We start from the raw sequence: 18,835 nt of genomic DNA on the forward strand, positions 1-18,835 counted from the left end.
ACTACAACCGCGAGCGTTGCAGTTTGAAATTGAAAAAGCTGAGTCCTGTCGCATACAGAACCCAGCTTACACAGAGCGCCTGAATAATAGGCTTTTATGAGTGTCCAAGATTTGGGGGCCAGTTCAGTTTTCAGACGACCTTTTTGTAGGGGAAGCGAAAGCTTCAGGAGTTATAGTGGATTAACTTTAAACCAGTACGGCGTTGCCTCGCCTTGTCCTGATTTAAATTTAATCCACTATATTTGCCGGCTTACTGTCGGTTGCGTTGTTTTTCGTTGGCATGCCGCTTAAGGGTGGCGCACATGCCGGCGGTGTTGCCGCCTTTCATCAGCATGGCAGGTTCTCCGTTGATGGTGTAGCCTTCGCTGCCGTTGTCGGTAATGACTGTTTTGTTGTCATCCAGTTGCAGACTGTCCGGCGTTTTCTGCCAGCTGCCGTTTTTGACTTCGTTGTTTAAAGCCATGCAATATTTGCCATTGTTCAGTATGCCGATCATCTGCGAATCCATGGTCATGTAAACGCCGGGAGGCGGGGTTTTCGCAAAGACCGGTGCGGACAGCATCAGCGCGGCGGCGGTCAGAAGTCGGAGTGCGATTTTCATTAAAAAACCTTTTATGATTACTCAATGGATTATACGTTGCCGCGTTTCGGGTCGTTCGGGCGCAGTTGGGCGGCGAGTTTGTCGAGGATGCCGTTGACGAATTTGTGTCCGTCAGTACCGCCGAAGGTTTTGGTCACTTCAATGGCTTCGTTAATGATGACGGGGTAGGGGGTTTCGGGCATCGCGCTCAATTCGTGGCATGCCATCAGCAGGACGGCGCGTTCGATGGGGCTGAGGTCTTTTTCGTCGCGGTCGAGCAGGGGGCGGATTTGTTGGATGTATTCGGCGGCGTGGGTGTGCGTGCCGAAGAAGAGTTTGTTGAACAGCTCTTCGTCTGCTTTGGCAAAGTCGGGCTGGTCTTGGATGTTTTTGGCGATTTCGGGGGCAGCGGTGTTGTTGATGCCGGCTTGGTAGAGGGCTTGTACGGCTAACTCGCGGGCGCGGCGGCGTGGGGTTTTCATGGGGATTCCTTCGTTGGCGGCACGGTGGGTGCGGTAATGAATGTTTCAGACGACCTCTGTCGGATGACGGGTCGTCTGAAAACGGTTTGTCCGGCGGATGGAGCGAAACCAAGATGCTGCAAAGCAGAGGATTTCGCGTTCGGGCTTATTCTTCTTCGTCGTCAAACTGCTCTTCAATCAGATGGTTGACGAGGTTGGCGCACTCAACGGCGACTTTGGCGGCGTCGGCGGCTTTTTCTTCAATGCGCGCGACGGCTTGTTCGTCGTTTTCGGTGGTCAGGATGGCGTTGGCGATGGGGATGTTGTAGTCGAGTCCGACACGGGTTACGCCTGAACCGGATTCGTTGGAAACGAGTTCGAAGTGGTAGGTTTCGCCGCGGATGACGACGCCGATGGCAATCAGTGCGTCGTATTGCTCGGAGGCTGCCATGTTTTGCAGGACGAGCGGTACTTCGAGCGCGCCGGGTACGGTGGCGATGGTGATGTTGTTGTCGGCTACGCCCAATTCTTGCAGGGTGCGGCAGCAGACTTTGAGCATTTCGCTGCCGATTTCGTTGGTAAAGCGGGCTTGTACGATGCCGATGCGCAGGTGTGCGCCGTCGAGGTTCGGGGCGATGATGTTCATGGTGTTTCCTTGTGTTTTGAGCGGTAAACGGGTTTTCAGACGACGTTTGGCTTTTCTGAAAATGATATTGGGGGATTTATTCCTGCGGCTGCCAGTCGGCAACGGCTTGAAACTCGCCGTCATCGCCTATTTCCCATGCGTTGCCTTCGGGTTGGGTTATCAGCGCGGCGACGGCGGGGTTGGACTGTGTAATTTCGGAAAGGCTGACGATGCTGAAATTGTCGGGATCGTCGGTGTATTCGTCGGTCTCGTCGCCGCTGAAGAAACGCCAGCCGCTGTCGTTTTCGAAAACGGGGGCTTCGCGGTAGAGGAAGCCGACGGGTTCGCCTTGTTTGGCTACCGTGTTGGTCACGATGCAGCGGTCGAGTGCGGCTGAGAGGGCTTGGGCAAATTTGTTCATTGTGGTGTGTTGCGTGCCGTAAAAATTGTGCGGATTTTATCATGATTAGGGCTGGCTCTGCACCGTGTATCTTTATATTTGCCGCTTAAGGTTTGATGGTACAATGCTGGTCGTCTGAAACGGGCTGAACTGTATTTCAGACGACTATTGCAGCCTTAAAGTGTTTCCGTATTTGCATGAAGTGCCGAAACGCATTCGGGTTGGTTTGGGAGGTTGAATTTTCGCCGCCTCCCGTCCGATACGCCGAAGCAAGAAGAAAGACAAACGTCCTCATGAAAACAGATGTGTTAAAACAGCAGGCGCATGCCGCCATTCAGAATAAACTGGGTTACCATTTCAAAGATACCGCGCTTTTGCAGCAGGCGCTGACCCACCGCAGCTACCATGCGAAAAACAACGAACGTTTCGAGTTTGTCGGCGATTCGATTTTGAACTACACCGTCGCCAAAATGTTGTTTGACGCGTTCCCCAAGCTGACCGAAGGCGAATTGTCGCGTTTGCGCGCGAGCTTGGTCAATGAAGGCGTATTGGCGGAAATCGCTTTGGAAATGAATGTCGGCGACGGGCTTTATTTGGGCGCGGGCGAGTTGAAAAGCGGCGGTTTCAGACGACCCTCCATCCTTGCCGATGCCATGGAAGCGATGTTTGCCGCCGTCAGCTTTGACGCGGATTTCGCCGAAGCGGAGAAAGTGGTGCGACACTTGTTTGCCGAACGCGTCAAACGCGCCGATTTCAAAACGCAGGGCAAAGACAACAAAACCGCCCTGCAAGAAGCCCTCCAAGCCCGCCGCCTTGCCCTGCCCAAATACCGCATCGAAGAACAAATCGGTCATGCCAACGACAGTATGTTCCTGATTTCATGCGACTTGGGCGAACTCGGCTTCATCTGCAAAGCACAAGGCAGCAGCCGCAAAGTTGCCGAGCAGCAAGCCGCCAAAGAAGCGCTGCAATGGCTTGAGCAACACCATCCTTTGAAAAAAGCAAAAAAATAGCCGATTTATTTTTCAGACGACCTAGGGATACGAAAAGGTCGTCTGAAACTTCAAACAGAAAGCCATCATGGACATCGAAACCTTCCTGCAAAACGAATCTAGCCATCCTGCCGACTACCGCTGCGGCTTCGTCGCCATTGTCGGCCGCCCCAACGTCGGCAAATCCACACTGATGAACCACCTTATCGGACAAAAAATCAGCATTACCAGTAAAAAAGCCCAAACCACGCGCAACCGCGTTACCGGCATTTACACCGACGACACCGCCCAATTCGTTTTCGTCGATACGCCTGGCTTCCAAACCAAACACCGCAACGCCCTAAACGACCGCCTCAATCAAAACGTTACCGAAGCGTTGAGCGGCGTCGATGCCGTCGTTTTCGTCGTCGAAGCCATGCGCTTTACCAATGCCGACCGTATCGTGATGAAGCAACTGCCGACAAACACGCCCGTTATCCTTGTTATCAATAAAATCGACAAAAATAAAGCGGGCAATGACGGTTTGCAGGAATTTATCGACCAAATCAGCGCAGAATTCAAATTTGCAGGACATGAAACCGTCAGCGCCAAACACGGATTGGGCATCGCCAATCTGCTCGCGCGCCTCAGACCTTATCTGCCCGAAAGCGTGCCGATGTATCCGGAAGAAATGGTGACCGACCGTTCCAGCCGTTTCCTCGCCACCGAAATCGTGCGCGAAAAACTGTTCCGCTACCTCGGCGAAGAGCTGCCTTACGCCATGAACGTGGAAATCGAACAATTCGAAGAAGAGGAAAACGGCCTTTACCGAATCTACATCGCCGTATTGGTCGATAAAGACAGCCAAAAAGCCATCCTAATCGGCAAAGGCGGGGAAAAACTGAAAAAAATCTCCACCGAAGCCCGCCTCGATATGGAAAAACTGTTTGATACCAAAGTGTTTTTAAAGGTTTGGGTCAAGGTCAAATCAGGCTGGGCGGACGATGTGCGCTTCCTGAGGGAATTGGGTTTGTAGGTCCTTGGATTCGGATTTCAAGTGCAACACTAGGGTACCAGTGGTTGGAACAGATTCAAGAATAAAACACTTGGTGTTTCGTAGCCAAGTGTTTTTCTTGGCCGGTGGTTCAACTCATCTTGAACCCTGCGTATCTCCCGATTGCTGATATTTCGGAAATCGGTTTGCTTGGGGAAATATTGTCGGATGAGTCCGTTGGTGTTCTCATTCAGCCCTTTCTCCCAAGAATGGTAGGGGCGGCAAAAATAGGTTTCCGCCTTTAATGCTTTGGCTATTTTGATGTGCTGGTAGAACTCTTTGCCGTTATCCATGGTGATGGTGTGGACTCTGGCTTTATGTGCCTTTAATACTAATACCCTAATGGCTGCCTGGGCAGTGTCTTCGGCTTTGAGGCTATCCAATTTGCAGATGATGGTGTAGCGGGTAACGCGTTCGACCAAGGTCAGTAATGCGCTTTTCTGTCCTTTGCCGACAATGGTGTCGGCTTCCCAATCACCGATGCGGGTTTTCTGGTCGACGATGGCGGGTCGGTTTTCTATGCCGACGCGGTTGGGCACTTTGCCTCCGGTCCATGTGCTGCCGTAGCGTTTGCGGTAGGGTTTGCTGCATATTTTGAGGTGTTGCCACAAAGTGCCGCTGTTGCTTTTGTCTTGGCGGAGGTAGCGGTAAACGGTGCTGTGATGGAGCGTGATCCCGTGGTGTTTGCGCAGGTAGGCGCATACCTGTTCGGGACTGAGTTAGCGGCGGATAAGGGTGTCGATGTGTTGAATCAGCTGCGAATCGAGCTTATAGGGTTTTCGTTTGCGCTGTTTGGTCAGCCGGCTTTGCCGTTGGGCTTTATCGGCACTGTATTGCTGTCCTTGGTTGCAGTGCCGCTTGATTTCGCGGCTGATGGTGCTTTTGTGGCGGTTAAGCTGTTTGGCGATTTCGGCGATGGTGCAGTAGCGGGACAGGTATTGGATATGGTATCGTTCGTCTTGGGTCAGTTGTGTGTAGCTCATGGCAATCTTTCTTGCAGGAAAGGCCGTATGCTACCGCATACTGACCTTTTTCTGTTATGGAAAGTTGCACTTCAAATCCGAATCCGCCGTCGTCTGAAAATATAGTGGATTAACTTTAAACCAGTACGGCGTTGCCTCGCCTTAGCTCAAAGAGAACGATTCTCTAAGGTGCTGAAGCACCAAGTGAATCGGTTCCGTACTATCTGTACTGTCTGCGGCTTCGTCGTCTTGTCCTGATTTTTGTTAATCCACTATAGTCAGATAAACAAAAGGTCGTCTGAAAACGAGCATGGCAAGTTTTCAGACGACCTTTTTCATGGTCAAGCCATCAGTTTTTCATCGACTGCACCGGCGCGGGAATCCTGCCGCCGCGGTTGACGAACACTTCGCACGAACCTTTTTTGACCGGCATTACAGGCGCGTAGCCCAACAGGCCGCCGAACTCGACGCTGTCGCCGACGGTTTTGCCCGTTACCGGAATGATGCGCACGGCGGTGGTTTTGCTGTTGATCATGCCGATGGCGGCTTCGTCGGCGATGATGCCGGAAATCGTGTGCGCGGGCGTGTCGCCGGGAACGGCAATCATATCCAAACCGACAGAACAAACGGCGGTCATCGCTTCGAGTTTGTCCAGCGTCAGCACGCCTGCTTCGGCGGCGGCAATCATGCCTTCGTCTTCGGAAACGGGGATAAACGCGCCGCTCAAACCGCCGACCGCGCTGGAAGCCATCATGCCGCCTTTTTTCACTGCATCATTCAGCAATGCCAAGGCAGCCGTCGTGCCGTGCGTACCGCAGACGCTCAAGCCCATTTCTTCAAGGATGCGTGCCACCGAGTCGCCGACGGCGGGGGTCGGTGCCAGCGACAAATCGAGAATGCCGAATGGGATGCCCAGTATTTTCGAGGCTTCGCGGCCGATGAGTTCACCCACGCGGGTGATTTTGAAAGCGGTTTTCTTCACGACTTCGGCGACTTCGGTCAGGCTGACCGCGTCCGAATTTTCCAGCGCGGCTTTGACCACGCCCGGCCCCGATACGCCGACATTGATAACGGCGTCCGCTTCACCCGCACCGTGAAACGCGCCCGCCATAAACGGATTGTCTTCCACCGCGTTGCAGAACACGACGATTTTGGCGCAGCCGAAACCTTCGGGTGTGATTTCAGCCGTGCGTTTGATGGTTTCGCCCGCCAGTCTGACCGCATCCATGTTGATACCGGCGCGTGTGCTGCCGATATTGATGGAGCTGCACACGATGTCGGTAGTCTTCATCGCTTCAGGAATGGAGCGGATTAACACCTCGTCTGAAGGCGACATGCCTTTTTGCACCAGCGCGGAAAAGCCGCCGATAAAAGACACGCCGATGGCTTTGGCTGCCTTGTCCAAAGTCTGTGCCACGCTGACGTAAGAATCGGCTTTGGTTGCCGCCGCGATTTGGGCAATCGGCGTGACGGAAATACGCTGATTCACAATCGGCACGCCGTATTTGGCGGAAAGATGTTTCGCCGTAGCGACCAAATCTTTGCCGACGGTGGTGATTTTATTGTAAATGTTTTGGTTCAATACATCGATGTCGGTGCTGATACAGTCGTGCAAATCAATGCCTATGGTAATGGTGCGGACGTCGAAATGCTGGTCGGCAACCATTTTGACGGTTTCAAGTATTTCATTACTGTGGAAATTGTTCATGGGGTTCGGCCTTTCTTGCAGGTCGTCTGAAAAATATTTTCAGACGACCTTCGATTAGACTTTAAGCTTGACATACATATGCTCTTGCGTGCCTTCAGCAGTTTTTCGCATCTCGTAATCAAACACATCAGAATATTTTTTCACTAAATCGGTAAATTTCTTACAACCGTAATTACGTGGGTCAAAATCTACCTGCAAGCGTTTCCAAGTGGCACCGAATGCAGTCATAGCCATCCATTCACTATCCGCATGTTCGAAAATTTTATGTATAGTCTCCAACGGTAGTTTGTTCTCAAGTTGTTCGGCAATTTTCGGTTGAGCTTGAGCATTTTCGGGAGAGACTGTTTGAATCTGTTTTTCTGTTGGTTTCTGTGGTTTATCGGTTACTGTTTCTTTTTGTGCGGGTTCAGGCATCAAGTTTTCTACATAGATAAATTGGCTGCACGCATTACGGAAAGCTTCAGGCGTTTGCTTTTTGCCGAAACCGTAAACTGTTACACCTTGTTCCTTCAACCGGATAGCCAGTGCAGTAAAGTCACTATCACTAGATACCAAACAAAAACCATCAAAACGGCCGGTATAGAGTAAATCCATCGCATCAATAATCATAAAACCGTCAGTGGCATTTTTACCTGTGGTGTAGGCGAATTGCTGCATAGGTTTGATAGCATGCTCATTAATGACAGCTTTCCATTTACCGTTGTCACCAACAAAGTTGCCATAGATGCGTTTTACCATTGCTTCACCGAATTTAGTTGTTTCTTCTAAAATCGCATCAATGGTTTGCGCTGACGCATTATCAGCATCAATTAAAACAGCCAGCCGTGCAGATTTCTCTTCAGCTACATTAAAACTAATTTTATTTTTTGACATAATTTTAGAGTTCCTAAAATCAAATGCGATGCATGGCTTGGAAGATTTCTTCGTTTTGCATACGGATGTCGAGCGCGAGTTTTTTGCTCTCTTCCGCAAACAAATCCAGCATTTCCTGCCGCGATTTGGGGCATTTTGAGGTATCCACCAAGATAATCATGGTGAAGAAATCGTCCATCAGCTGCTGGCTGATATTAAGGATGTTGATTTGGTTTTCTGCGAGAATGCCGGAAACGTCGTACACGATACCGACGCGGTCTTTGCCGATGACGGTGATGACTGAATTATTCATAAGTCAGGGTCCTTGTAGAGGTCGTCTGAAAAATTGATTTGGGAAATTATAGCACCGCTTTAAAATAAGTTCGCTTGGATTGTTGACAATTTTTAGGCTTTGTCGGTTTGGTTGGCTGCTTAATTAAATAGGATGGGCAAAGGATAATCGGCAGGTTTGTAATCTCGAGATTTTTGATGAGCCGATATTAGGTTGTTCAAATGCGTATGCAAACAGACGCACCTAAATGCGGCAATTTGCGTATAATGGCGCAAATTCCGATTAACCGATTCATGTAAATAAGGATTAAACCATGACCTCTATCCACGACCAAATCAAAGAAGTTGTTACCACCCACCGCGTTGTTTTGTTTATGAAGGGTACGAAGCAGTTTCCGCAATGCGGTTTCTCTTCACGCGCCGTACAAATCCTCAGCGCCGCAGGCTGCACTGATTACGTTACCGTGAATGTTTTGGAAAACGATGCCGTCCGCCAAGGTATCAAAGAATACAGCGATTGGCCGACCATTCCGCAACTCTACGTGAACGGCGAGTTTGTCGGCGGTTCCGATATTTTGATGGAAATGTACGAAGCAGGTGAGCTGCAAGAATTGCTGAAAGCTTGATTTGCCCGATGCGGAATCATGAAGAGGTCGTCTGAAATATTTCAGACGACCTCTTTTTCATTTTAACCAAGATTCAAGAGGGGTTTATTCCTCAGGACGTTCGCCATCGGTGTCGTCCAGTTTGCCTTCGGTAATATCAACGTTGATGCCTACGGCAGCGCGGATTTTGGCGTCGATTTCGTTGGCGACTTCCGGATTTTCTTTCAGCCAGACGCGGACGTTGTCTTTACCTTGTCCGATTTTGGCGCCGTTGTAGCTGTACCATGCGCCTGATTTTTCAACGATGTCGTATTTGACGCCGAGGTCGATCAGTTCGCCTTCCCAGCTTACGCCTTCGCCGTACAGGATATCGAATTCGGCTTGGCGGAACGGAGGCGCCACTTTGTTTTTGATGACTTTGACTTTGGTTTCGTTGCCGATCACGTCGTCGCCTTTTTTGATTTGTCCGGTGCGGCGGATGTCGAGGCGGACGGAGGCGTAGAATTTGAGGGCGTTACCGCCGGTGGTGGTTTCGGGGCTGCCGAACATCACGCCGATTTTCATACGGATTTGGTTGATGAAGACGACCAGTGTGTTGGTGCGTTTGATGTGGCCGGTCAGTTTGCGCAGGGCTTGGCTCATCAGGCGGGCTTGCAGGCCGACGTGACTGTCGCCCATTTCGCCTTCGATTTCGGCTTTGGGAACGAGGGCGGCTACGGAGTCGACAACGACCATGTCCACGCCGCCGGAACGTACCAGCGTGTCGCAGATTTCCAAAGCCTGTTCTCCGGTGTCGGGTTGGGAGAGGTAGAGTTCTTCTACTTTAACGCCGAGTTTGCGGGCGTAAACGGGGTCGAAGGCGTGTTCGGCGTCGATAAAGGCGCAGATACCGCCGTTTTTTTGGCATTGGGCGATGGCTTCGAGACAGAGCGTGGTTTTACCGGAGGATTCGGGGCCGAAGATTTCGACGACGCGGCCGCGCGGCAGACCGCCGACGCCGAGCGCCAAGTCCACACCGAGCGATCCGGTGGAGATGACGTCAAGGTTTTCTTCTTGCTGGCTGCCGTCCATTTTCATGATGGAACCTTTGCCGAAGTTTTTTTCAATTTGGGCAAGGGCGGCAGCTAGGGCTTTGCTTTTTTCGTCTGACATAGTGTTGTTCTCGGTTGATGTTAAGGAAGTTAGCTAAGAATTTGTTTAGCTATTATCTCATAAATTAAGAAAAAGTATGGTTTATTTCGCTTTTATTTTGGAATATAGGCGGGTTTGCTGGATATTTTTCAGATAACTATCTGTTTCTAATAAAATTAAATATTTCTAGTTTTTGATAGTATCAGTATTGCGGATTCTTTGGTTACAGAGGTCGTCTGAAAAATCGACTGCGGTTTTCAGACGACCCCTTGCTCAATCCAATCACTTGCACACGGCGGATACTTTGATTTCGACCGCCCATTCCGGTTTGGCGAGTTTGGCTTCGATACAGGCGCGGGCTGGGGCACGGCCGGGGGCTGTCCAAGCATCCCATGCTTCGTTCATGGCGGCGTAGTCGTTCATATCGGTCAGGAAGATGGTGGCTTCGAGGATGTGTGCTTTGTTGGAGTCGCATTCTTCAAGCCAGCGGTCGATTTGTGCCAAAACGTTTTCGGTTTGGGCTTTGGCATCGGCTTCGGGATTTTCGGGAACCATGCCGGAGAGGAAGACGAATCCTCCCGCGCAGACGGCTTCGGAGTAGCGTTCGGTCGTACCGAGGTATCGGATATTCATTTGATATTCCTTGAAGTTGGGGCGCATGGGGTATTTTGTTCCGTCGTCGGATTTCGGTTTTCCGATTGGGTCGGAATAAGATGACGGGTATTGTGCAGGGGCTTATGGTAACATTCAGCTTGATTGTCTGCCACAGCAGGCGGGCTGTTTTTGAAAAGATGCGGAAACTATTTTTACGCGTCATTGTCATATTGAGTTTAGGTCGTCTGAATAATATTGGAACTGCATCATGAGCAAAAATACCGATTATCCGGTTACTTCTGCCGTCCGTTTCCTGCGTACACATAAAATTGATTTTGAGCCTTATATTTATGTTTATGAGGAACACGGCGGGACAGGGCAGTTTGCACAGTTGTTCGGCGTGGACGAGCATCAGGTGATCAAAACCATCGTGCTGCAAAACGAAGCGAAGAAAGGGCTGGTTGTCGTGATGCACGGCGACAAGCAGATTTCCACCCGCAATCTGGCGCGCGATTTGGGCATGAAACACATCGAGCCTGCCGATCCGAAACAGGCAAACAAATGGACAGGCTATCTGGTGGGCGGGACGACGCCTTTCGGTATGAAAACCCAGTTGCCTGTGTATGTTGAAAAAAGTATTTGGGATTTGGAGAAAGTTTATATCAACGGCGGCAAACGCGGATTTATCATCGGTATCAGTCCGCAGGCTTTGCGGGCTTTGAATCCGCAGGATGTACAGGTCGCCGTCTAAAGGGATGCAAAACGGTTTTAAGTCGGGAAACGCAGATTCGGGCAGATTTGAAGGTTTTATAAAAAGAACACAATGCCTGATTTTATATCTGTTTTCATTCTGTCAAACAGCCTGTTGGCGTGATTTCACGGTATCGGGCTTTGGCAAACACAAACCAAAGAGGCACACCCTAATATGGAAAACCGTAATTTTTATGAAATTCTCGGCATTTCGGCGGATGCGGACATTGCAGAAATCAGAAAAGCCTATCGCGATTCGGCAATGAAATACCATCCCGATCGTAATCCCGGAAATCCGGACGCGGAAGAGCGTTTTAAGGAAATCCGTCAGGCTTACGATACGCTGGTCGATCCCGAACGTCGGGCATGGTACGACGAGTCGCTCCGTGAATTCAGCGGTAGAAGCGGGCAGACCGCCAGCCAGCAGACCGGTAGCGAGCATACGGCGGAAGCGCCGCGCCAAGACGGCGACCGGACTTATGTGATGGCGATGTATGCCTTGTTTGCCTTGGCATTTGCGACCTTGGTGATGCCTGTTGCCGGCATCGTTTTGGCGTATGTAAAACGTGGCGATATGGGAGACTCGGTTTATAATAACCACGCAGACTATCTGATTAAAACCTTCTGGGGCGGTCTGGCGGGGTTTGTTTTGAGTAAAATCACCGCGTTTATCGGCATCGACTCTGTGTTGCTGTTTTTGGTATCGGTTTGGTTTGCTTACCGTCTGGCGGCAGGTTTCGTCAGACTGACGGACAACAAGCGTATGTCTTTGGATACTTGGTTCTAAGCGCAACCGCCCGCCTTGTTTTCAGACGACCTTCGCATCCCGGGGTCGTCTGAAATTTTTGTATGGGTCGTTTGCGGGAAACTAAATATCAAAACAGGACACCAAGAAAGTCGTCTGAAAATTTGTCCACGCATCCGACACATTCAATCAAAGGAAAAACATGATTTATTTATTGGCAAGCATACTGTGCAGCGTGTCTGTGTCGGTATTGCTCAAATTGGCGCGTAAGAACAAAATCGACGTCGCGCAGGCGGTGGCGGTGAACTACATCGTCGCAGTGGCGTTGACGGCTTGGGTGTTGAAACCCGATTTGAGCAACCCGAAAGCCTTTTTGCCGACTTGGTGGCTGTTCGGCGCGCTGGGCGTGTTACTGCCTTCGGTGTTTGTGATTATGGGCAAGGCGGTTGATGCGGCAGGTATCGTCAAGTCTGATGCAGCGCAACGTTTGTCTTTGATTTTGCCGATTATTTCCGCGTTCGTCATTTTTGGCGAAGCGTTGACCGAAGGGCGGCTGATAGGTATCGCTTTGGCGTTTGTGGCTTTGTTCTGCCTGTTGTGGAAAGCAGACGGCGGCAAGAAATCAGGCGGATTGGGCATGCAAATCATGTTGCTCGCAGGCGTTTGGGCGGGCTACGGCATCATCGACATCCTCTTCAAACAGCTCGCCAAAAGCGGCACGGCGTTTTCCGGCAATCTTTTGGTCGCCTTCAGTCTCGCCGGTATTTTGATGTTCGGCTACCTTTTCTCCCAATCGACCAAATGGACGAAAGAAGGCGTAATCGGAGGCATTATCTTGGGCGGCTTGAACTTCGCCAACATCGTTACCTACATTACCGCCCACCAAATGATGAAAGACAACCCGACGCTGGTCTTCGCAGGCATGAACATCGGCGTCATCGTCTTGGGAACGCTGGTTGGCGCAATGGCGTTTAAAGAGAAAATCAGCAGCATCAACGCCGCAGGCATCAGTGTCGCCGTCTGCGCCATCGCCTGTTTGTTTTACTGGCCGCAGATACGGGGACTGGTCGGGATGTAAGTATGTAAAAGGTCGTCTGAAAAAGGTTTCAGACGACCTTTTGTCTTGCAGAATGTTTTTTCTATAGTGGATTAACAAAAATCAGGACAAGGCGACGAAGCCACAGACAGTACAGATAGTACGGAACCGATTCACTTGGTGCTTCAGCACCTTAGAGAATCGTCCTCTTTGAGCTAAGGCGAGGCAACGCCGTACTGGTTTAAAGTTAATCCACTATACTTTGATAACAACGGCGCGTTTGCAGCTAGACAACCCATGCAAAACGGTCTAATGTTCCGCCTGCATATGCACATTACTTTATAAACAAACGAATGAGAAGGTAAGAGAAATGACTGTCCGTATCGAACACGATTTGCTGGGCGACCGTGAAATCCCCGCCGAAGCGTATTGGGGCATCCATACTTTGCGCGCGGTGGAAAACTTTAAAATTTCCAATCAAAAAATTTCCGACGTGCCGCAGTTTGTCCGCAGCATGGTGATGGTGAAAAAAGCGACCGCGCAGGCAAACGGCGAACTGGGTGCAGTGAAGCCCGAAATCGCCGCCGCCATCGAAAAGGCTTGCGACGAAGTGTTGCTCAACGGCCGCTGCCTCGACCAATTCCCGTCTGACGTGTATCAGGGCGGCGCGGGAACTTCGGTCAACATGAACACCAACGAAGTGATTGCCAACCTTGCTTTGGAAATATTGGGCTACGAAAAAGGCCGCTACGACATCGTTAACCCGATGGACCATGTGAACGCCAGCCAGTCCACCAACGATGCGTATCCGACCGGCTTCAGGCTGGCGGTGTATTACAGCGTCGGCGAACTGCTGGAAAAACTGGCGTTGTTGAAAGATGCGTTTGCCGCCAAAGCCGATGAATTTAAAGATGTTTTGAAAATGGGGCGCACCCAGCTTCAAGATGCCGTGCCGATGACGGCGGGGCAGGAGTTTCAGTCTTTCCAAGTGTTGCTGGAAGAAGAGATTTTGAATCTGAACCGCACGCGCGCCCTGTTGTTGGAAGTCAACTTGGGCGCAACCGCCATCGGCACGGGCGTGAACACGCCGAAAGGCTACGCGGCTTTGGCGGTGAGAAAATTGTCCGAAGTCAGCGGCTTGGATTGCAAATTGACCGAAAACCTGATTGAAGCGACTTCCGACTGCGGCGCGTATGTGATGGTACACGGCGCATTGAAGCGCACGGCGGTGAAATTATCGAAAATCTGTAACGACTTGCGTCTCTTGTCGTCCGGCCCGCGCGCCGGTTTGAAAGAGATTAACCTGCCGGAAATGCAGGCAGGCTCGTCGATTATGCCCGCCAAAGTCAATCCCGTGATTCCCGAAGTGGTCAACCAAGTCTGCTTCAAAGTCATCGGCAACGACACCACCATTACCTTCGCCGCCGAAGCGGGGCAGTTGCAATTAAACGTGATGGAGCCGGTCATCGCGCAATGTATGTTTGAAACCATCTCCCTCTTGGGCAACGCTGCGGTAAACCTCGCCGAAAAATGCGTCAAAGGCATTACCGTCAACCGCGAAATCTGCGAACGCTATGTGTTCAACTCCATCGGCCTGGTCACTTACCTGAACCCGTATATCGGCCATGAAAACGGCGATTTGGTCGGCAAAATCTGCGCCCAAACCGGCAAAGGCGTGCGCGAAGTCGTACTCGAACGCGGCCTCTTGAGCGAAGCGGAACTCGACCGCATCCTGTCACCCGAAAACCTGATGAACCCGCATTTGTAAGATAGGGCATAAAGAAAAGGTCGTCTGAAAACGGAATTGCCGTTTCAGACGACCTTTTTCTATTTGTTCAAATTCTTATTTCGACATCAAAATCGCAGCCACCGCCGCAGCCGTGAATACTAAGGCGGCAATCAGTTTGGCGGCGGAAGCAAATTTCAAGGCAACGGTTTGCCCCTCGATATACTTGTAGCCGCTGATCATCGGGCGGATCAAATCTTTTTTCTTCAAAAACTTATACGCCAAGACCGTAACGATGTGTAAGCCTGCCAATGCCGCCAGCAGGTTGAAGAAATTGACGTGGATTTTGCGCATCAGGCTGCCCGTGTCCGAGCTGACCAGATGGTTCAGATAGCCGCTGTCGGTAAACGTGTTTTCATCGGCGGCAAACAAGCCCGTCGTCGCTTGCAGCAAAACCGCCGCAATCAGCGCAATGACCATCAGCGCGCCCAAAGGGTTGTGTCCGGGCTGTTCGTTTTCCGTCAGGCTGCCTTGCAGGTAGCGGCGGATGGACGACGGGCCGCGCACGAATTGCGAAAACCGCGCCGTATCGCTGCCCCACAAGCCCCAACACAGGCGGAAGACAATCAGCCCCGCCACCAGCAGCCCGCAGCGCAAGTGCCAAACCAGCATCCCGCCGCCTGCCTGCGCGCTGTACCACATAAATCCGACTGACAAGACCAAGAGCCAGTGAAACAGGCGCGTTGGCAAATCCCAGACTTTGACTTTTTGTTTCATTAAATATTCCTTGTTGTGCGGTTGTAGTGTTCCTATACGGGGCGGTAGAATCGTGAAAACAACAGTCGATAAAAGACATCCTCTTTTCGCCACGCATCCGCTATTTTATCCCAAACTCAGGCAGATTGATGATGAACCCGTCCTATAAGCTCCCCGACACGCCCGATTTTTTTCAGACGACCTCGCAATTTCCCGACGTATTCACCCCGCGCCAAGCGGAGTCGCACAAAGGAACATACGGCACGCTCGCCGTCGTCGGCGGCGCATCGGGCATGAGCGGAGCCGTTGTTCTCGCTTCCACCGCCGCGATTTATCAAGGCAGCGGCAAAGTGTGGGCGGGCTTCAATCAAACCGCCTTGCCCTTCGCCGTCATCCCCGAACGCCCCGAAATCATGCTGGCGACTGCCGAAGACCTGCTGAAACGCAAGGACATCAGCGCATGGGCGGTCGGCTGCGGCATGGGTTTGGACGAAACTGCCGACTCAATCTTAAATACCGTGTTGACGCAAAATCAGGACGCGCCGCTGCTGCTCGATGCCGACGCACTGACTTTGCTGGCAAGGTCGCATCCCGAAACCCGCGAAGCCGCACAAAAACGCAGCAATCTGGTTCTGACCCCACATCCCGCCGAAGCCGCCCGCCTGCTCGGTACATCCACCCAAGCCGTTCAGCAAAATAGAATGTCCGCCATCCAAACCATCAGCGCAACATTCCAAGCCGTAACCGTCTTAAAAGGACACCGCACACTGGTCGCTACGCCCGACGGCACGGTCTATACCAACCCAAGCGGCAACGCCGGACTTGCCACCGCAGGCAGCGGCGACGTTTTAAGTGGCATCATCGGCAGCCTGCTCGCGCAAGGCATCCCGCCGTTCCAAGCCGCATGCGCCGGCGTATGGCTGCACGGCGCGGCGGCGGATGTTATCAAACACTCGACAGGCGTGGAAGCCGGTATGCTGGCAGGCGAAATCGCACCTACCGCCAGATGGTTGAGGAATCGGCTGATGATCGAGAACACAAAAGTTTAAAGAAAGAGGTCGTCTGAAAACGGAGATACAGCTCCTAAGCCGTTTTCAGACGACCCTTTGCAAATGTTCAATATCTGTGTTGGAATCCAAAAGCTTTTTGATGTTTCCTATGCAGATACTCCGGATAGATTGAAAAGGTAAACCATGCAGTCCAAATTTTTTAACCATCAAGGTGCAAGCCTGCACTACCAAATCGGCGGTAAGGAAGCCGCCTCCGTCATGGTCTTGCTTCACGGCGGTTTCGGCTCGATTGCCGACTTTGAACCGTTGCTGCCGTGCCTGTTGCAACACTACCGCGTGATTGCCGTCGATACGCGCGGACACGGACGCTCCACGCTTGGCACTACCGCATTGACCTATGCTCAAGCAGCCGATGATGTGCGCCAAATCCTGCGCAACGAAAGCGTGGAAAATTACAGTCTGTTCGGTTTCAGCGACGGAGGAATAACTGCTTACCGTCTTGGTGCGGAAGATGAAAATGTTGAGAAAATCATCACGGTAGGTGCAGAGTGGCATCAAAAACACTTGAATCGCGTACGGTCGATGTTTGAAGCGCTGAACCTTAATATTGTAAAAGAAAAACTGTCGGAACAGCTTGCCGCTTATCAGGCAGCCAATCCCGAACCCGATGCCGAAAAATGGATTGCGGCATTGAAAGCCATGTGGCTGGATGAAAGCGCAAGCGGTTATCCCAACGAAAGCGTCCGTGAAATCGCAGCTAATGTCTTGGCAATACGCGGAGAAGCCGATTTTCTGCTTGCCTTCGATGATTGGGCAGAACTGAAAACCGAATTGCCCGATGTGCATCTGATGAATGTGCCGTTTGCAGCCCATGAAGCGATTAAAGAGCAGCCCGAAATCATTTGGGCGGCAGTACAGGCGTTTCAGGCATTGTAAAAGTCCGTATTGGATAAAGAGGTCGTCTGAAAACGGCTTTGGCAGGTTCGCCGAAATTGGTTTTCAGACGACCTCCCCATCCGTTTGAAATCCTCCTTCGTCCCGATTAAACTGCCGACTTGCTCTTTTACCATCATCCTTATTTTGTCCATCACACACCATGTCCAAACCGCTTATCATCCGCTGGCTTGCCGTCTGCCTGATACCCTTGGCGACGCTTGCCGTTTTCGCCGTCAATCCGCCCGAAGACGCGGCGCAACACTTAATCAACGGCATCATCCTTGCTTGCGAAGCGACGTTTCTGTTCAAATTCGTCCTTTTCGACACCATCAAGCATCATCTTAAACAAGAGTTTGATTTGAAACGTCAAACCATGCTGCTGTTTATTCCAATCGTTTTGCTGATTGTGTATTTGTTCCACTATTTCGGCGCGTTTTAGTTTTGAAAAGGTCGTTTGAAACCGATTTCAGACGACCTCGAGTCTTTTATGAATACACACGCTTTCCCTGTTTGTTGGATTTTTTGCAACGTTATCGACAATTTCGGCGACATCGGCGTTTCCTTGCGGCTTGCCCGTGTTTTGCACCGTGAACTCGGTTGGCAGGTGCATTTGTGGACGGACGATGTGTCCGCCTTGCGTGCGCTTTGTCCCGATTTGCCCGACGTTCCCTGCGTTCATCAGGATATTCATGTCCGCACTTGGCATTCTGAAGCGGCAGACATTGATACTGCGCCCGTTCCCGATGTCGTCATCGAAACTTTCGCCTGCGATCTGCCCGAAAATGTGTTGCACATCATCCGCCGACACAAGCCGCTTTGGCTGAATTGGGAGTATTTGAGCGCGGAAGACAGCAATGAGAGGCTGCACCTGATGCCTTCGCCGCAGGAGGGCGTTCAAAAATATTTTTGGTTTATGGGTTTCAGCGAAAAAAGCGGCGGGCTGATACGCGAACGCGATTACCGCGATGCCGTCCGTTTCGATACCAAAGCTTTGCGAGAGCGGCTGATGTTGCCCGAAAAAAATGCCCCCGAATGGCTGATTTTCGGCTATTGGAGCGATGTTTGGGCAAAATGGCTGGACATGTGGCAACAGGCAGGCAGCCCGCTGACCTTGCTGCTGGCGGGTACGCAAATCATCGACAGCCTCAAACAAAGCGGCGTCATTCCGCAAAACGCCCTGCAAAACGACGGCGATGTTTTTCAGACGACCTCTGTCCGCCTCGTCAAAATCCCTTTCGTGCCGCAACAGGACTTCGACAAACTGTTGCACCTCGCCGACTGCGCCGTGATACGCGGCGAAGACAGTTTCGTCCGCGCCCAGCTTGCCGGCAAACCCTTCTTTTGGCACATCTACCCGCAAGACGAGCATGTCCATCTCGACAAACTCCACGCCTTTTGGGATAAGGCACACGGTTTCTACACGCCCGAAACCGCCTCGGCACACCGCCGCCTTTCAGACGACCTCAACGGCGGAGGGGCATTATCCGCAACGCATCGCCTAGAATGTTGGCAAATCCTGCAACAACACCAAAACGACTGGCGGCAAGGCGCGGAGGAGTGGAGCCGTCATCTTTTCGAGCAGCCTTCCGCCCCCGAAAAACTCGCCGCCTTTATTTCAAAGCTTAAAAAAATACGCTAAAAT

At 51.5% G+C, this 18,835-nt stretch carries 22 protein-coding genes and 1 pseudogene; 12 read left to right on the forward strand and 11 right to left on the reverse strand.

Annotation, left to right across the window (positions count from 1 at the left end; genetic code table 11):
• The coding region (locus tag AAG834_RS13775; RefSeq protein ID WP_440363771.1) for an IS3 family transposase at positions 1 to 83 on the forward strand (83 nt) is incomplete at its 5' end.
• A 167-nt stretch (positions 84 to 250) separates the two neighbouring features.
• Here the strand turns inward: AAG834_RS13775 and AAG834_RS03825 are convergent.
• The 4 genes from AAG834_RS03825 to AAG834_RS03840 all read right to left on the reverse strand — a co-directional run bounded on the left by AAG834_RS03825 (position 251) and on the right by AAG834_RS03840 (position 2,087).
• Positions 251 to 601, reverse strand: coding sequence for a hypothetical protein (locus tag AAG834_RS03825; protein ID WP_342031310.1), 351 nt, complete (start codon positions 599 to 601; stop codon positions 251 to 253).
• Positions 602 to 630: 29 nt separating this feature from the next.
• On the reverse strand, positions 631 to 1,062 hold the full coding sequence (gene nusB, locus AAG834_RS03830; protein WP_003744263.1) for a transcription antitermination factor NusB: 432 nt from the start codon (positions 1,060 to 1,062) through the stop codon (positions 631 to 633).
• Between the two features lie 145 nt (positions 1,063 to 1,207).
• A complete protein-coding gene (gene ribH, locus AAG834_RS03835; RefSeq protein WP_070515029.1) occupies positions 1,208 to 1,687 on the reverse strand; it encodes a 6,7-dimethyl-8-ribityllumazine synthase in 480 nt (159 codons plus the stop codon).
• A 76-nt stretch (positions 1,688 to 1,763) separates the two neighbouring features.
• The gene (locus AAG834_RS03840) at positions 1,764 to 2,087 is read right to left on the reverse strand and encodes a DUF2185 domain-containing protein (protein WP_107825616.1); all 324 of its coding nucleotides are present in this window, start codon (positions 2,085 to 2,087) and stop codon (positions 1,764 to 1,766) included.
• Between the two features lie 272 nt (positions 2,088 to 2,359).
• On the opposite strand from AAG834_RS03840, the gene rnc reads away from it, so the two are divergent.
• Positions 2,360 to 3,079 (forward strand): ribonuclease III, encoded by a 720-nt coding sequence (rnc, locus tag AAG834_RS03845; protein ID WP_003758637.1) that lies wholly within the window; start codon positions 2,360 to 2,362, stop codon positions 3,077 to 3,079.
• A gap of 67 nt (positions 3,080 to 3,146) precedes the next feature.
• Complete coding sequence (era, locus tag AAG834_RS03850; protein WP_342031311.1) at positions 3,147 to 4,073, forward strand: GTPase Era; 927 nt, start codon at positions 3,147 to 3,149, stop codon at positions 4,071 to 4,073.
• Positions 4,074 to 4,102: 29 nt separating this feature from the next.
• Here era and AAG834_RS03855 read toward each other — a convergent pair.
• The 4 genes and pseudogenes from AAG834_RS03855 to AAG834_RS03870 form a co-directional block, all read right to left on the reverse strand.
• A pseudogene (locus AAG834_RS03855) lies at positions 4,103 to 5,074 on the reverse strand (IS30 family transposase).
• A gap of 328 nt (positions 5,075 to 5,402) precedes the next feature.
• Positions 5,403 to 6,761 carry a PFL family protein gene (locus tag AAG834_RS03860; RefSeq protein ID WP_342031312.1) on the reverse strand — a complete coding sequence of 453 codons (1,359 nt, stop codon included), beginning with the start codon at positions 6,759 to 6,761 and terminating at the stop codon, positions 5,403 to 5,405.
• 54 nt (positions 6,762 to 6,815) lie between these two features.
• A complete protein-coding gene (locus tag AAG834_RS03865; protein WP_049229202.1) occupies positions 6,816 to 7,634 on the reverse strand; it encodes an NYN domain-containing protein in 819 nt (272 codons plus the stop codon).
• Between the two features lie 19 nt (positions 7,635 to 7,653).
• The gene (locus AAG834_RS03870) at positions 7,654 to 7,926 is read right to left on the reverse strand and encodes an ACT domain-containing protein (RefSeq protein ID WP_019270481.1); all 273 of its coding nucleotides are present in this window, start codon (positions 7,924 to 7,926) and stop codon (positions 7,654 to 7,656) included.
• A 292-nt stretch (positions 7,927 to 8,218) separates the two neighbouring features.
• Here AAG834_RS03870 and grxD point away from each other — a divergent pair, with 292 nt between their 5' ends.
• A complete protein-coding gene (grxD, locus tag AAG834_RS03875) occupies positions 8,219 to 8,530 on the forward strand; it encodes a Grx4 family monothiol glutaredoxin (protein WP_003758621.1) in 312 nt (103 codons plus the stop codon).
• 84 nt (positions 8,531 to 8,614) lie between these two features.
• On the opposite strand, the gene recA is transcribed toward grxD, so the two are convergent.
• The gene (gene recA / locus AAG834_RS03880; protein ID WP_049227722.1) at positions 8,615 to 9,661 is read right to left on the reverse strand and encodes a recombinase RecA; all 1,047 of its coding nucleotides are present in this window, start codon (positions 9,659 to 9,661) and stop codon (positions 8,615 to 8,617) included.
• Between the two features lie 261 nt (positions 9,662 to 9,922).
• The gene (locus AAG834_RS03885; protein WP_342031313.1) at positions 9,923 to 10,273 is read right to left on the reverse strand and encodes a RidA family protein; all 351 of its coding nucleotides are present in this window, start codon (positions 10,271 to 10,273) and stop codon (positions 9,923 to 9,925) included.
• A 229-nt stretch (positions 10,274 to 10,502) separates the two neighbouring features.
• Between AAG834_RS03885 and ybaK the strand changes: the two genes are divergently transcribed.
• The 4 genes from ybaK to aspA all read left to right on the forward strand — a co-directional run bounded on the left by ybaK (position 10,503) and on the right by aspA (position 14,533).
• Positions 10,503 to 10,985, forward strand: coding sequence for a Cys-tRNA(Pro) deacylase (gene ybaK, locus AAG834_RS03890; protein WP_342031314.1), 483 nt, complete (start codon positions 10,503 to 10,505; stop codon positions 10,983 to 10,985).
• Positions 10,986 to 11,159: 174 nt separating this feature from the next.
• Positions 11,160 to 11,771, forward strand: a complete 612-nt coding sequence (locus tag AAG834_RS03895) for a DUF4870 family protein (protein WP_342031315.1) — start codon at positions 11,160 to 11,162, stop codon at positions 11,769 to 11,771.
• Positions 11,772 to 11,931: 160 nt separating this feature from the next.
• Entirely contained in the window at positions 11,932 to 12,807 is an 876-nt protein-coding gene (locus AAG834_RS03900; RefSeq protein WP_342031316.1) for a DMT family transporter, read from the forward strand.
• Positions 12,808 to 13,135: 328 nt separating this feature from the next.
• Positions 13,136 to 14,533, forward strand: a complete 1,398-nt coding sequence (gene aspA, locus AAG834_RS03905) for an aspartate ammonia-lyase (protein WP_342031317.1) — start codon at positions 13,136 to 13,138, stop codon at positions 14,531 to 14,533.
• 75 nt (positions 14,534 to 14,608) lie between these two features.
• Here aspA and AAG834_RS03910 read toward each other — a convergent pair whose 3' ends face one another.
• Positions 14,609 to 15,268, reverse strand: a complete 660-nt coding sequence (locus tag AAG834_RS03910; protein ID WP_342031318.1) for a cytochrome b/b6 domain-containing protein — start codon at positions 15,266 to 15,268, stop codon at positions 14,609 to 14,611.
• 128 nt (positions 15,269 to 15,396) lie between these two features.
• Here AAG834_RS03910 and AAG834_RS03915 point away from each other — a divergent pair, with 128 nt between their 5' ends.
• From AAG834_RS03915 to earP, 4 genes are all read left to right on the forward strand, one after another.
• Entirely contained in the window at positions 15,397 to 16,296 is a 900-nt protein-coding gene (locus AAG834_RS03915; protein ID WP_342031319.1) for an NAD(P)H-hydrate dehydratase, read from the forward strand.
• A 144-nt stretch (positions 16,297 to 16,440) separates the two neighbouring features.
• The gene (locus AAG834_RS03920) at positions 16,441 to 17,193 is read left to right on the forward strand and encodes an alpha/beta fold hydrolase (protein ID WP_342031320.1); all 753 of its coding nucleotides are present in this window, start codon (positions 16,441 to 16,443) and stop codon (positions 17,191 to 17,193) included.
• 160 nt (positions 17,194 to 17,353) lie between these two features.
• Positions 17,354 to 17,632 (forward strand): hypothetical protein, encoded by a 279-nt coding sequence (locus tag AAG834_RS03925; protein ID WP_003758590.1) that lies wholly within the window; start codon positions 17,354 to 17,356, stop codon positions 17,630 to 17,632.
• A 48-nt stretch (positions 17,633 to 17,680) separates the two neighbouring features.
• Complete coding sequence (gene earP, locus AAG834_RS03930) at positions 17,681 to 18,832, forward strand: elongation factor P maturation arginine rhamnosyltransferase EarP (protein ID WP_342031321.1); 1,152 nt, start codon at positions 17,681 to 17,683, stop codon at positions 18,830 to 18,832.
• The last annotated feature ends 3 nt before the right edge of the window (positions 18,833 to 18,835 follow it).

Origin of the sequence: Neisseria sp. Marseille-Q2251, from assembly GCF_940793045.1 — a bacterium.
Classification (GTDB): Bacteria; Pseudomonadota; Gammaproteobacteria; order Burkholderiales; family Neisseriaceae; genus Neisseria.

Bases quoted from the DNA above. Each gene is read 5' to 3' on its own strand.
- AAG834_RS03825 (WP_342031310.1), bottom strand. From the start codon at position 601: ATGAAAATCGCACTCCGACTTCTGACCGCCGCCGCGCTGATGCTGTCC.
- nusB (WP_003744263.1), bottom strand. From the start codon at position 1,062: ATGAAAACCCCACGCCGCCGCGCCCGCGAGTTAGCCGTACAAGCCCTC.
- ribH (WP_070515029.1), bottom strand. From the start codon at position 1,687: ATGAACATCATCGCCCCGAACCTCGACGGCGCACACCTGCGCATCGGC.
- AAG834_RS03840 (WP_107825616.1), bottom strand. From the start codon at position 2,087: ATGAACAAATTTGCCCAAGCCCTCTCAGCCGCACTCGACCGCTGCATC.
- rnc (WP_003758637.1), top strand. From the start codon at position 2,360: ATGAAAACAGATGTGTTAAAACAGCAGGCGCATGCCGCCATTCAGAAT.
- era (WP_342031311.1), top strand. From the start codon at position 3,147: ATGGACATCGAAACCTTCCTGCAAAACGAATCTAGCCATCCTGCCGAC.
- AAG834_RS03860 (WP_342031312.1), bottom strand. From the start codon at position 6,761: ATGAACAATTTCCACAGTAATGAAATACTTGAAACCGTCAAAATGGTT.
- AAG834_RS03865 (WP_049229202.1), bottom strand. From the start codon at position 7,634: ATGTCAAAAAATAAAATTAGTTTTAATGTAGCTGAAGAGAAATCTGCA.
- AAG834_RS03870 (WP_019270481.1), bottom strand. From the start codon at position 7,926: ATGAATAATTCAGTCATCACCGTCATCGGCAAAGACCGCGTCGGTATC.
- grxD (WP_003758621.1), top strand. From the start codon at position 8,219: ATGACCTCTATCCACGACCAAATCAAAGAAGTTGTTACCACCCACCGC.
- recA (WP_049227722.1), bottom strand. From the start codon at position 9,661: ATGTCAGACGAAAAAAGCAAAGCCCTAGCTGCCGCCCTTGCCCAAATT.
- AAG834_RS03885 (WP_342031313.1), bottom strand. From the start codon at position 10,273: ATGAATATCCGATACCTCGGTACGACCGAACGCTACTCCGAAGCCGTC.
- ybaK (WP_342031314.1), top strand. From the start codon at position 10,503: ATGAGCAAAAATACCGATTATCCGGTTACTTCTGCCGTCCGTTTCCTG.
- AAG834_RS03895 (WP_342031315.1), top strand. From the start codon at position 11,160: ATGGAAAACCGTAATTTTTATGAAATTCTCGGCATTTCGGCGGATGCG.
- AAG834_RS03900 (WP_342031316.1), top strand. From the start codon at position 11,932: ATGATTTATTTATTGGCAAGCATACTGTGCAGCGTGTCTGTGTCGGTA.
- aspA (WP_342031317.1), top strand. From the start codon at position 13,136: ATGACTGTCCGTATCGAACACGATTTGCTGGGCGACCGTGAAATCCCC.
- AAG834_RS03910 (WP_342031318.1), bottom strand. From the start codon at position 15,268: ATGAAACAAAAAGTCAAAGTCTGGGATTTGCCAACGCGCCTGTTTCAC.
- AAG834_RS03915 (WP_342031319.1), top strand. From the start codon at position 15,397: ATGATGAACCCGTCCTATAAGCTCCCCGACACGCCCGATTTTTTTCAG.
- AAG834_RS03920 (WP_342031320.1), top strand. From the start codon at position 16,441: ATGCAGTCCAAATTTTTTAACCATCAAGGTGCAAGCCTGCACTACCAA.
- AAG834_RS03925 (WP_003758590.1), top strand. From the start codon at position 17,354: ATGTCCAAACCGCTTATCATCCGCTGGCTTGCCGTCTGCCTGATACCC.
- earP (WP_342031321.1), top strand. From the start codon at position 17,681: ATGAATACACACGCTTTCCCTGTTTGTTGGATTTTTTGCAACGTTATC.